The 11,996-nt window shown below is 54.9% G+C and carries 15 protein-coding genes; 5 read left to right on the top strand and 10 right to left on the bottom strand.

Annotated features, from left to right (window positions below; translation table 11 throughout):
- Positions 1 to 5: 5 nt before the first annotated feature.
- Genes QMX93_RS18575 through QMX93_RS18565 form a run of 3 tightly spaced genes read left to right on the top strand, consistent with a single transcriptional unit; the run spans position 6 to position 4,745 of the window.
- Positions 6 to 1,916 carry a type IV secretory system conjugative DNA transfer family protein gene (locus QMX93_RS18575; protein ID WP_024126019.1) on the top strand — a complete coding sequence of 637 codons (1,911 nt, stop codon included), beginning with the start codon at positions 6 to 8 and terminating at the stop codon, positions 1,914 to 1,916.
- Positions 1,917 to 1,935: 19 nt separating this feature from the next.
- Entirely contained in the window at positions 1,936 to 4,119 is a 2,184-nt protein-coding gene (locus QMX93_RS18570; RefSeq protein ID WP_044466209.1) for an LPD7 domain-containing protein, read from the top strand.
- On the top strand, positions 4,116 to 4,745 hold the full coding sequence (locus QMX93_RS18565; RefSeq protein ID WP_044466208.1) for a lytic transglycosylase domain-containing protein: 630 nt from the start codon (positions 4,116 to 4,118) through the stop codon (positions 4,743 to 4,745). The genes QMX93_RS18570 and QMX93_RS18565 overlap by 4 nt, the downstream gene beginning before the upstream one ends.
- 47 nt (positions 4,746 to 4,792) lie before the next feature.
- On the opposite strand, the gene QMX93_RS18560 is transcribed toward QMX93_RS18565, so the two are convergent.
- The 9 genes from QMX93_RS18560 to mobC form a co-directional block, all read right to left on the bottom strand.
- Complete coding sequence (locus QMX93_RS18560; RefSeq protein WP_044466207.1) at positions 4,793 to 5,344, bottom strand: hypothetical protein; 552 nt, start codon at positions 5,342 to 5,344, stop codon at positions 4,793 to 4,795.
- A gap of 107 nt (positions 5,345 to 5,451) precedes the next feature.
- Positions 5,452 to 5,685 (bottom strand): DUF3717 domain-containing protein, encoded by a 234-nt coding sequence (locus QMX93_RS18555; RefSeq protein WP_146034184.1) that lies wholly within the window; start codon positions 5,683 to 5,685, stop codon positions 5,452 to 5,454.
- A 461-nt stretch (positions 5,686 to 6,146) separates the two neighbouring features.
- Positions 6,147 to 6,782, bottom strand: a complete 636-nt coding sequence (locus tag QMX93_RS18550; RefSeq protein ID WP_044466206.1) for a recombinase family protein — start codon at positions 6,780 to 6,782, stop codon at positions 6,147 to 6,149.
- 208 nt (positions 6,783 to 6,990) lie between these two features.
- Complete coding sequence (locus QMX93_RS18545) at positions 6,991 to 7,221, bottom strand: hypothetical protein (protein ID WP_044466205.1); 231 nt, start codon at positions 7,219 to 7,221, stop codon at positions 6,991 to 6,993.
- The gene (locus QMX93_RS18540; RefSeq protein ID WP_044466204.1) at positions 7,214 to 7,708 is read right to left on the bottom strand and encodes a hypothetical protein; all 495 of its coding nucleotides are present in this window, start codon (positions 7,706 to 7,708) and stop codon (positions 7,214 to 7,216) included. The genes QMX93_RS18545 and QMX93_RS18540 overlap by 8 nt, the downstream gene beginning before the upstream one ends.
- Complete coding sequence (locus QMX93_RS18535) at positions 7,709 to 8,014, bottom strand: hypothetical protein (RefSeq protein ID WP_052506178.1); 306 nt, start codon at positions 8,012 to 8,014, stop codon at positions 7,709 to 7,711.
- The gene (locus tag QMX93_RS18530) at positions 8,001 to 8,252 is read right to left on the bottom strand and encodes a hypothetical protein (RefSeq protein WP_102886371.1); all 252 of its coding nucleotides are present in this window, start codon (positions 8,250 to 8,252) and stop codon (positions 8,001 to 8,003) included. The genes QMX93_RS18535 and QMX93_RS18530 overlap by 14 nt, the downstream gene beginning before the upstream one ends.
- 79 nt (positions 8,253 to 8,331) lie before the next feature.
- Complete coding sequence (locus tag QMX93_RS18525) at positions 8,332 to 9,363, bottom strand: relaxase/mobilization nuclease domain-containing protein (RefSeq protein WP_052506180.1); 1,032 nt, start codon at positions 9,361 to 9,363, stop codon at positions 8,332 to 8,334.
- A complete protein-coding gene (mobC, locus tag QMX93_RS18520) occupies positions 9,350 to 9,907 on the bottom strand; it encodes a plasmid mobilization relaxosome protein MobC (RefSeq protein WP_052506179.1) in 558 nt (185 codons plus the stop codon). Before mobC ends, QMX93_RS18525 begins: the two co-directional genes overlap by 14 nt.
- A gap of 518 nt (positions 9,908 to 10,425) precedes the next feature.
- On the opposite strand from mobC, the gene QMX93_RS18515 reads away from it, so the two are divergent.
- A complete protein-coding gene (locus tag QMX93_RS18515; RefSeq protein ID WP_044466229.1) occupies positions 10,426 to 11,139 on the top strand; it encodes a SprT-like domain-containing protein in 714 nt (237 codons plus the stop codon).
- A gap of 87 nt (positions 11,140 to 11,226) precedes the next feature.
- Positions 11,227 to 11,712 (top strand): hypothetical protein, encoded by a 486-nt coding sequence (locus QMX93_RS18510; RefSeq protein WP_044466228.1) that lies wholly within the window; start codon positions 11,227 to 11,229, stop codon positions 11,710 to 11,712.
- A gap of 14 nt (positions 11,713 to 11,726) precedes the next feature.
- On the opposite strand, the gene QMX93_RS18505 is transcribed toward QMX93_RS18510, so the two are convergent.
- A partial coding sequence (locus tag QMX93_RS18505) for a hypothetical protein (protein WP_282357591.1) occupies positions 11,727 to 11,996 on the bottom strand: 270 nt, incomplete at its 5' end.

The following is an 11,996-nucleotide window of genomic DNA, read 5'->3' as shown; positions in this document are numbered from 1 at the left end:
GTTATATGCTGCTGAACGAACTGGACAGTTTCAATGCCAAGGTAAAGGCCTTTACGGTGCTTGGCATTATGGGCGTCGTGCTCGGGTTGTATCTAGCTGGTTATTGGTTTCTCTGGAAAATTGGTGAGCCACCATTCAATGCAACACCCAAGACCATCATTGACTACTGGGTTTACTACGGTACTCAACCACAGGTTAAGAAGTGGTTGAGTATCTGCACAGTGGCGGGATTCATCCCGCCACTTATCGTGATTGGGATATGCGTTGCCCCCATCAACCGTAAGTTGCACGGTGATGCGCGGTTTGCCAATACCGCCGAAATAAAGCGGAACAAGTTGCTTGGCGAACACGGCTTCATTATCGGTAAATGGCGTGGCCGCTTCCTTATGCTCTCGGGCCAGCTGGGCGCGCTCCTATCTGCGCCGCCGCGCTCCGGTAAGGGCGTTGGTGTGGTGCAGCCGAACATGCTTAGCTGGCCTGATAGCGTGGTTTTGCTGGACGTGCGCAAGGAATCCTACCGGCTGACCTCGGGGTTTCGGCAGACCTTCAGCGACGTATACCTGTTTAGTCCCGTAGATCCCGAAATGCGCACCATGCAATGGAACCCGTTGGACTATGTGTCGGACGATCCAATGCTGCGCGTCAATGATCTGCAAAAAATAGGCAATATGCTTTCACCCGATCCGGCAGACGGTGACCCATTCTGGCCAGCCTCTTGCCGCACGTTGTTCCTGGGGTTGGCACTGTACGTCTTTGAAACCCCAAACCTGCCCCGGACATTCGGGGAGATTGTCCGGCAAATCATGTTCGGTGAAGGGGAAACCGTTGGCGAGCACTGGAAAGAAATCATTGAGCAACGCGACGAATCTGCAATGCCGCTTAGTTCAGCGTGCAAGGCAGCGTTGTATGACTTCATTTTCACCAGTGGCAATACGCAATCGTCTATTCGTAAAACCTTTACGGCAAAGTTGGAATTATGGCTTAACCCATTGGTTGATGCTGCAACGTGCCGTAGCTCCGTTGACCTGCGCTTACTACGGAAACAAAAAATAACCATCTACCTGGGTATCCTTCCGAAAGACTTGGATTATCTGTCTCTGCTCTTAAACCTGTTCGCGCAGCAGATTCTAGAGTTGAATATGGATGAAATGCCAGAAGATAATCCCGAGCTGAAATATCAATTGGCGTGGATTATGGACGAATTCACCGCACCAGGGCGCATGCCGGTAATTGCCAAAGCTATCGGTTATATGGGCGGCTACAACATTCGTCCGTTCATTATCGTTCAATCTATCTCCCAGTTGATCGCCACCTACGGTATCGAGGTTGCCAAAACGATCATTGAATGCTTGGGTGCCGAAATCGTATTCGCTCCTAAAAACAAAGAGCATGCCCGCACCGTTTCAGAAATGCTCGGCGACACTACAGTTAAAGCTAAATCTCATTCACGTCCGAAGTTTGACCTGAAAGGTGGATCGACGAATACGTCCGAGACGAAACGAGCGTTACTTCTCCCCCAAGAGGTACGCCAGATTGGTAAGAAGCGCCAAATTATCTTTGTCGAAAACATGAACGCCATTTTGTGCGAGAAAGTTTTCTATTATAAGGAAAAGGTTTTTAAGAAACGGTTGCTTCCGCCGCATGTTCAATCAGTTGCAGAATATACCCCCCCTGCTGCGAGAGTGGCGAAACCGAAGCCCAAACCGGCCAAAGAAGAAGTTACAGAAGTTGATGGCCAGTTGGTTAAGTACGTTGATCGGGAAATTGTTGCTGATGACATTGAAACCATAGATAAACTGTCCCTCACTGATTATAATATTGACTTCGAAAAAATCGAACTACCGGAAAACGAACCTGCCACTGACGAGGAAATGCAAGAACTGTTTGGCTCCTTTATTAATTCAATCGCTGACTGACGCAGAAGGAACGTAACTTATGGCTACTAAAGCTGATAAAGAAGGTCTTGTAACGGCGCTGCGTGAAAACAACGTCGATACCGCATTGGCAATCATCGACTCGAATAAATCTCTGAGTGCGAACATGAAAGAGCCGCTAGATAATGGCGTGCCTCTTCTTCTTTCCGCCGTTCGTGGCCAACTTTCGACTGGCGAAAAAATCAATGGTCAAATGTTCCTGGAAGGACTGGTAGCACGTGGGGCAGACGTGAACATGCGTTTGCCTAGCGGAAAGACCGTTATGCACGATCCTGCGTTGACCCCGCAGGCGGCTAAGGTGCTGATCGAGGCCGGGGCCAACATCGAGGCGAAGGTTTCGAAATCGGACCTGGACGCTGGCCAGGTCAAGGGTGAAACCCCGCTCCTATCTGCCGTGAAGGCCGGTAATGCCGACGTGGCAAAGGCATTGATCGAGGCCGGGGCCAACGTCAATGCACGCGACCAGGACCGCATTACCCCCCTGCACGCGGCAGCAACCGCCAAGGATGGCCGCACGGCTAACCGCTTGATTGAAGCCGGGGCCGATATCAATGCCAAGACCGCCGACAAAGATAATCCTCTGTCGGCGGCCGACGCGCTCAAGCAGAACGGTATCCCCCTGATGGCCAAGGTTCCGGCTCCTGCTCCCGCACGCGAAAACAGCGTAGAGAGCGGCGTTTCCCGTGATGCTGAAATCGACCCAGAACTGTCCGCGCTGGTTGGCCAGCAACGCCAAAATTTGCGCACGGCTGCGCAGAATCCGCAGATGGACGCTACTGTCGTTCAGCAGCCCGCAGCTACGCCTGAGCTGGACAGCCAGGCCAAGGACTTTGCAAACCGACGCCGTGCGGATCTGGAAGCCCAGCGCGCCGCTCCAGTCCTGGAGTCGGCAGACGCTGAGGCACGTCTGTTTGCAGCCCGCCAGCGTGAGCGTGTACGCCTGGAGCGGGAAACGCTGGGCCTAGCTGAGCGCGCCCGTGAGCCGATTCCTCTGGCGGCCCCTGACAGCCGCGAATCAGCCGATGCGGGCCAACCCCTACGATTCAATAAAGAAGCCGTTACAGCGCGTGAGAAAGCCATTCCCGAGCACGTCAAACAACGGTTCGTGCAGGTGGACAACAAGTTCTATTTCCCCGACAAAACAGCGGCTTTCGATGACAAGGGCCAAAAGCTCGCCACTAAGAGCGAAAACCAGGAAGTGATTGCTTCCATGGTGGACATTGCTAAGGCGCGGGGCTGGGAGAAAATCACCGTTAAAGGCACCGAGGAATTCCGCCGTGCCGCTTGGCTGGAAGCCTCCATGAACGGCCTGGAAGTCAGCGGCTACCGTCCTACTGCTATCGAGAAAGCGCACCTGGCCAAGTTGGTCAAGGATACCGCCAAGGAAAACAGTCTAGAGGCTGGTACCGTGCGCGATAAGGACGCTGGCCAGCGTCCGACTAAATCACCTGCAGGTGATCGTCAGTCGCCAGGCCAGGCCGCCCCTGTCGCCGCTGTCGCCGCTGTCGCTGCCCTTAGCGCTGAACAGAGCAAGGGCGAACGTGGCCCCGATGTTGCCCGGCTCAAGGACTTCAGCATTCGCGACGGTGTGACGACTGGGCAACTGCTCGAGCACGGTAAAGCCCCTTACCAATTCAACGACAAGAAAGACCAGAGCTATTACGTCAAGGTCGCGACCGAGGCGGGCGAACAGGTGGTTTGGGGCAAAGACCTGGAGCGAGCCATGCGAGATAGCCAGGCCAAGCCTGGGGAAACCATCGCGTTGGAAAAGGTGGCCAGCAAGGACGTTACCGCCAAGGAAAAAGTATTCGATGACCAAGGCCAGCAGATTGGAACCCGCGAAATCGACGCGATCCGCAATACCTGGAAAGTGGGGTCGGTCGATAAGGCGCAAGCCTTCGTATACGGCGACCGCAGCGAAGTGGTCGGTAAGCACCCGGAATTGGCCCCGGCCTATGGCACCGTAGCGGCGGCGCACAAGTTTGCCGAACGCCAATGGCCGAACAACAAGGAAGAACAAGAACGGTTCGTAGCGGTCGCGCAGCTGGCCATGGCTGAACGCATCGCGCACGGCGATCCAGTACCGGCGCCTAAGATCCGCGAAGCCCAGCTGGTCAAACAGCAGGGGAAGGAACAGGAACAAGCGGAGCCACGTAATGCCAAGCAACGGGAGGCCGCCCGTTGAGGCGCCTTTCCTTTGCGTTCCTCCTGCTCTCGGTACTGGTTGCCCCTGGGGTGGCCAGCGCCGGGGCGCAGGCCGAGGAACAGATTTCCGCATCGGTTCGTGCGGGTTTAAGCCTGGCCGTCAGTGACCAGGCCGCCCCGGACGGATCTTTTCTTTCCGTAGCAGCGAAGGAAGCTTGGCTAGCTGCCCAGCTTCCTCGCTTGGTTGATTGGGTGCCAAACCCTGGCGAGCGGGAAAAGCTCTTGCTGGCCGTTCACTATGAGGCGATAAGAGCGGGCCTTGACCCTGAAATGGTCTTGGGTCTTCTGTACGTGGAAAGTCGGTTCCGCAAATATGCGGTATCCAGCGCCGGTGCTAGGGGCTACATGCAAGTCATGCCGTTTTGGCTGAACGTGGTTGATCGGCCTACCGACAACCTGTTTCACCTGCGCACAAACCTACGGTACGGCTGCGCAATCCTACGTCACTACTTGGATACCGAGGGCGGTGACTTGTTCTTGGCTTTAGGTCGGTACAACGGCAGTCGCGGCCAGCGCGAATATCCCGACCTGGTTCTGAAAGCTTGGAAGCAGTACCAGCTTCCGGCTAGGTCCGAACCTGCTACCCAATATGCCTCGGCAAAATAAAAAAGCCCCGTTATCCGGGGCTTTTTTCTGTGTTCGTATGCAGCTACTTAGAGTTGCATCCTGCGGCGATTTTCCTCACTAACCGCCGTACTGATTAAAGCAAGCAGACGCTCTACTGGCGCCTCTACGGCTTGGCCGAGATACCGCACAGGGCTTACGTCGTAGGTCTTGCCATTCGCCGCCACCTGGAGCACGTATTGCCAAGTGCTCACATCGTCGCCAATGGCAATGCCAGGCATTGGGTGGACTTCTTCGATAGACGACAGGCGAATCCAGCGACGGGCACCTGCGTACCGATCTGGCAGGCGCTTGTCCTCCGCTGGTGTTACCTGGAGCCAAATTGCCGGAGAACCTTGGGTAACTATGCCGTCGCCACCTAAACGGTCGAGAATCACGCCCATCACGCTTGCAAAGGTCTTGTCGCTCATGTCCCGGATTTCCGGTACCGACTCCGCAAGTTCTTCACGGCGGACCGTTAGCAGATGTTCGTAAAGGTCATCAGGAGATAATTCCCGAGGCGTGACCTTGCTAATGTCGTTCTTAATCGCGGTGATTACTTTGGTGGCTGTGGTCTGCCAACTGGTGGTTTCGTCTGTCATGCTTACGTTTCCTCTCCGATTAACTACAACATTTAGTGTCGATCGCCGTTGCCGGCAGCTGCTTTGAACACTAGATGTTGTGTATGGCTCCCTGGCGTTCGCCGGGGCTATTCTGCCTTGTTCCACCGTTCAAACGCGGCGATGATCGCCGGATTGATATCAGCGGTGGCGGTAGAATCCTTGCGGAAATGCAGCATCAGGCCGAACAAATCGGCCATCAAAGCTGCGTCCGGATGTAGACAGTGGCCGTTGCCACTAGCGGGGTGCTGATCGCAACAACGCACCAACGCGTCTTGCAAGTCTGCACGGGTGATGATGCTGACAGTAACAGTCGCGGTCATGGCGGCTATCCTCATGAGGCTTTAATGATCCCTTCTCGGCCCATGCGCCCCGGGCCGATGGTCCTTGGCCTGGTTGAACGCAAACTGCAAGCTATCAAGGAATCGCGATGGCTGGAACGCGCAAAATGCTTGCACGTCTTCGGAAGGGAGCAGGGCTAAGTCACAAACTCGGGTGCCCTTTACGCGCTCTATAACCGCTGCTACCTGACTAGTAGGCATGGACAGCCCCCTTCTTGCGGAGGCTACGACGAACACGCTCTACGCAAATCTTGCCGCGTGCGTGCAAATCGACCCAGTGGGAACAACCGTTGATAGTGCCCTGGTAGATCACCTGGCCGTTCGCGTCCAGGACGTTAAAAAGCTGAGGTTTTGCGCGGTTCATAGATGCGTCTCCTAACAGAATACGCATTTATGATACGACACTTTTGGCAAAAGTGTCAGTGCAAATTACCAATAATCAGCTATTCAGATATTGATTTATTGTTGAGTTCAGCGCGAATGCGATAGACTGTGGCTATGCCTACATCGCAAAGCTTGGCGATATCGGCCATGGCCAGGTTCTCTTTCAGGCGCCGTTCAACGGCGGCCCACTTGGCCTGGTTGCGGCCCCTTCCCCCCACTGGCTCCCCTCTCCTTCTCTTGTTGGCCAGTCCCTCCCGTATTCGCTCCACACGCTTCTCCTGGTCGATCCTGGCTTGCGTGGCCATCAAGTCCAGTAACAGGTCATTGATAACCGAAAGGAGTTGGCTGGTAACGTCACTGCCTCCGATCAGCAGATGCGTAGTAGGCAAGTCCGCGACAACCAACCGCATGCCTTTGTCTTCGATCATTTGACGCAACCTGCGCCAGTCGGCACGGGATAGCCTGGACAGCCGGTCAACGCTCTCGCATAGCAACACGTCGCCCGGTTCCGCTTCATCCAGCAGCTTGGCCAATGCAGGCCGATCAATCTTGGTACCGGATATGGAATCCGCGTATACCCCAACAATAGATAGCTGACGCTCCGCCGCGAATTGTTCCAGGGCGAACCTGGCTCGTTGCTCGTCCTGGTCTTTGGTACTCGCCCGCAGGTAAAGGCGGCATTGACTATTTATCATTTGACCTCAACATTAAAAGCTTAACGATAACCTATCGTTAGACTAGGTATTTGCGGGCAAATGATAAATCAATCTGCGTTCTTTCGGCACTCTCGTTTGGGTAGACCTATTTAATAACGACACCGGCATGCCAGGGGCGATAGTCCACCTGGTCGCCGGGATTCGGGATGAGAACGCACGCTGATTAGCGGCAAGTTGCTTAGGAGGGTTACCCGCGCTTGACGGGGTGAGGATCTGGCAAGCGCGTGTTGAACTGTTCTGATACATGGGCACAGCCGATATCGACGCGAATGTCCAAGGCTTCGCCGGAATACCAAACATCACTGCCCTGGATTCGCACGGCTCGTTCGCGCAGCCACTGGTAACGATCCGCGATGCGCTCCAGTTGTTCCAAATACGCCGGGTCAACCTCGATCATGGACACTACGTCGTTAGCCATGGCTGCCTTCATTTTCTTTCCGTAGCAGCGCTGTATCCATGATTGGGGTTGCGCTGATTTCACCGTCTGCTGGCACGCCGAGAACAAGCCGCATCAGGTGGCCTTTGCGTTTGGAAAATTGATTCTGATAGCCAAACCGGATCAGGCCGAAACACCCCCCAAAAATCACAGCTGCCAATGACGCAGAGGCACCTAAAAGCGCTGTTTGCATAAAGAGTGCTGCTGCATCTGCTTTAACTTGGTCGTTGAACCACATAGGAGAAGATGCAGCGGTAAACAGGCCAAAACCGAACGCAGCGAAAGGGGTTAGCTGGGCAGCACAGGAAAGACCTCGAACTACGCAGCAGCCAAGCTCAATACCTTGAGCTAGCCATATTCTCTTGTCCCGCATCACGTTTTGATCGATCTTAGTCAGGACTGCACTTTCGATCTTCCCTACAGTGACGCCGTTAACCATTACATTCCAGCTGTCGATTTGTTTGTCCATTTACAAGTCTCCTTGCCGTAAGGCCGTTTCATGATTTGTTCGGAAATCTACATGCTCCAGCTCTATATCATCCCGTGGCGTCCCATAGTACGCGATAAGGCCATCACGCAAGGCAATGGCAGGGATGCCATAGCCACAATTGGAATGCTGCTCCACTAAACCGCCTTCATCCACCAGGCGCCATTCATAGCTGCCATTGGCCCCGTCGCCAAACACTTCAATGCTGAAACCGGAATCGCACTTTACGGTCATCAGCGTTTTAACGTCGGTGGTGTAATTCAAAGCAAGGAATTCACGGCGTCTCATGATCGACCTCCGAGGCGGTTTGCGATGGCTTGAGTTGCTGTCCGCGAATTTTACGTGCGCCGCTCCATACAAAGAAGGCACCAAATGCGATTGCGAACAGGTAGTAGCAGGACATTTTCAAATCCCAATCGGTCACGGTAGCCAGGAAGGCCCACAAGCCGAGTAGTGCCGTGCCGGTTCCTACAATGATGTTGATCCAGGCCAATACCACTTGGCCCATGCTGAGCTTCTGTTTCATGCTCCCTCCGGGGGTTAGGCGGTGCAAATCCATGCCCTACAGATAACACAAAAGTGCTCATACAGAAAAGCCATTTCTGTTAACGCTCTTTCTCGTCTCGATCTGGCGCGGTTTGCTCTTGACCGCGATCCTTCCCGCGACCTTCCTTGACCTTCTGAACAATGGCCTTCTTGATTGCGTGCCGCTCGGTTTCCGGTCGAGGCATTGAAGCCGCATGTTGGCGAATAGCTTGGGCCAGGTCCGCGTCCCCTTCCGCTTCATAGCTATTTGCGGCCTGGAGCATTTCACGCAGCGTCTTTTGCCGCCGGTTGATAATGGCTTTCTCCCACGGCTTTAACTCCGTGTCGCCATCATTCAATTCCTTCGCTGCTTGCTTAATCTTCTCGGCTTGAACAAGTGAAGCCCCGCGTTGTTCTAGGTGATATATAGCTGCGGTCTTGCCCTTCCTGGTAACACCTCGCACCGATCTTGGCGTAGCGTTGGCTTCAATGCCCCTATCTCTAAGCTGCTCTGCGAAGGTTTCCCGCCAGGCCTGCAAGGTCGCTTTGCGAATGTGTAGGCGTCTCCCGTCATACCCTTCGGCTTTGATGATTAAGTGCACATGCGGGTGTGGTGGAGCATCCTTGTGCGGGTCCGTTTCCGGGGTATGCAGAACCATTGCATATTGGTGTTTCCCGTAAAGCGTTTCCCGTGCAAAGCCCTGCGCCGCTGCCAGTACCTTCTGTGGATCTGTTCCAGCAGGCATGGACAGCACGACATTGAAAGCCTGTTTGAGTTTGCCCTGCCCCTTCGATAAGTCCATGTCCCAAGAGTCGAACAAGTCGCCCACTTGATCCTTGCCCCGGATCAGTTCGCCCTGGTCATTAACCATGTCGAGCTTTCCATTTCGGGATATGTAATCGAAGTGAGCTTTTACGTGCTGGCTCGTCTTACCGCCGCCCGATACCCGAACCATGACTTCAGGCACCTTACTTACCGTGCGCCAAGCCTGAGCCTTTGCCGCGCCCTTCCCTAGCGTCAGTCTCTGGCCTTTTGGCTTGCGGTGCCCAAAGGCGAATTCAATATTGTGTTCTTGATCGCGGGAGAACCCGCCCGCGTCATTGCTCGCCATCGTTCATCCCCCAATAGTCCAGGTTACTTTTCACCAGACGTTTGACGAACTGCCGGTGCAAGTCGATGACCTTGTGCATGGTTTCCCACTGCACAGCATGAGCCTGGTTTGCATGATCCAGGCTCACATTGAGAGCACGGGCAATCTGGTTGACGTTACGCCCAAGCGCCGAAAGCTGCATGGTCACTTGCCTTAGCTCCAGCAATTCTTTCTCGCTGAATCTCGGTTCACTTGAGAGATGCACGCGGAAAAGCTGGGCCAGGTATTTGGACCTTGACCAGCCCATTTCCCCTGCCAGTTGTTCCAGCGCCCTCCCTTCCGACGGCGCCAGTGGAACATCCACCCGTGCTTTCGCTTTCCCTACTTCGGCAGGTTCGGCCTTGGCAATCGCAGAAGGCTCGGGCGATGGCCTCTGTAGAAATGCCTCCACCAGCTTTTCCAGCAGCGCGGCTGTCGTCATGTTCAATGACGCCGCTCGCTCGTCAAACAGGCTTTTCGTGTCTGGCTGTATCCGCGCCGATAGGAGCGGTTTCTTTGATGGCATGGCTTCTGCCCCTCCCGCAGTTCGAAGAACGAGGACCGCAGGGCGCATAGCGCCCGAGGACGTGCGCACCGAAGGTGCTGCACCTTTCGACGATTAGTCTATCCTGCATTAGCTCCTACACCAAGCCACTTTTTTGCCATGGCAAAAAAGGGCATCCACCTCTACGGAAACGTAGAGGTGGCAATCGCGGGATAGGCTTTTGGCCGCGCAGAGCGCGGCCCGCCCCCCCGCCTGGTCGCCTGCACCATTTTTTGGATTGTACAAACCAGAACCGATAGCGCTGCCTGGTCGTCGCATTTGCTACTACGGAAAACAAATTTCGACGGCGGGCGCGGATCTGGTTTTTGATCTCCCCGAATCGAGCGCAGCCGGGCCGGTGGGGGGCTTCTGAGGTGGCGTTGTGTCGGGTTGGAAAACTTTGTCATGACAAATTTTTGGTTTGTACAAACCAAAATAATGGATTGTACAAACCAAACATATGCTATAATTGGTTTGTACAATCCAAAGGAGATTGGCCAATGATGATTCCCACGAAAGACGCCTATGACGAACTAGACCGAGCCTACGCGCATTTCAACGCGGAGCTATTCAACGGCCAGTTGCCTCCCTGCCTAATCACGCTCCAGCGCGAGAAAAAGACCTACGGCTATTTTTCGGCTGAGCGTTTTTTTAACCAGGGTGACAAATCGACTACCGATGAAATTGCGTTGAACCCGGCATATTTCGGAATCATCCCTCTGAAAGAGGTGATGCAAACGGTGGTGCATGAAATGGTGCATTTGTGGCAGCACCACTTCGGTAAGCCAGGCCGCCGCCGCTATCACAACCGGGAGTGGGGCGACAAAATGAAAGCCGTGGGTCTGATGCCCAGCGATACCGGCAAACCAGGGGGAAAGCAAACCGGGGAACGTATGGCCGACTACCCCATAGAAGGTGGGGCATTCGAACAGGCTTTAGAAAAGTTGCTGGCCACGTCCTTCAAAATCACCTGGGCTGACCAACGTCCTGGGCGTCATGTACCCGCCGAACTCCTGCAAGCTGCTTTAGAAGGGGCGGTGGACGGAGTAGACCCGGAGAACATCCAGGCCCCCGAACTGACGGAACCGGCACCATCCAAGCAGACCCGCGCCAAATATAGTTGCGCCTGTGAAACCAAAATCAACGTATGGGCCAAGCCTGGCTTGCACCTGATCTGCGGGGAATGCTCACAGCGATTCCAAGAGGTTGAATAGCCCGGCAACCTCGCCGGGCGACGCTTTAGCCTATACCCTAATGTATATATGTGTTAGGGTATAGCTATAGACCCCTGAGAAGCCGCCATGCAGATTCCAGAACGCGAAGCCCTGTTGCACGTCTATGAAACGGAAGTCAAAGCCGCTTATGACGAACTGCTGGAACGGTTCCTGTTCAACCGTAGCGGTGGCGTTGAGACGTTACGGCATATAGCGGGGCGGTGTGGGGCCCAGGTAGCAGCCGCGCACAAGCGTTGCAAACGAGAGCTAATGTTTGCGGCACTCAAAGCCGCCCGCGACGATGGGTTAGACATAACCCCAACGGTCGCGGAGCACCTATGCACCCGGCTGATAGGCCGAGGGGTTGCGCTGCGTGCCGCTCTAGTGACTTTCGGCACACCTGGTCGGACAGCGGCGACGAAATCCACCGTCGGCCAGGCAGACTTAGCCGACTTCGAAGCCGCGCTAGCCCCGCAGGTACAGTCGCTCATAGATGAAATGACGACGATCCGCGAGCGGTACAAGGATGAGTACGACGACCGCGCAAGAGAGGCCGTGAAGAAATCTAAATAGAGTGCCAGTGCCATTTACCGTGGCGGTTTGGTTGATGGCTCGTGACCTAGCCGCCGCGTTAGCTGGACCAGGCCGACAATCTGCTGCCGCATGTACTGGCCGTGCGTCTCCAGTTCCTCTACCCGGTGTTCAAGCTCCCATGCCCGACGATAAAGCCGCTGGTTAATAGCGATTACGCGTTGCAGCGCCGAACGCTCGCGGTCGATTATGTCTCCCATGTCAAAGCCTCGGCCTTCCAGCTGGTCGAGAATGTCGGCGGGCACCTCCGGCAACTGCTCGTCATC

The sequence above is a fragment of the Pseudomonas sp. PS01303 genome (genome assembly GCF_029959385.1).
In the GTDB taxonomy this organism is placed as follows: Bacteria; Pseudomonadota; Gammaproteobacteria; order Pseudomonadales; family Pseudomonadaceae; genus Aquipseudomonas; species Aquipseudomonas rustica.
This window is presented reverse-complemented; position numbering and strand designations above follow the sequence as displayed.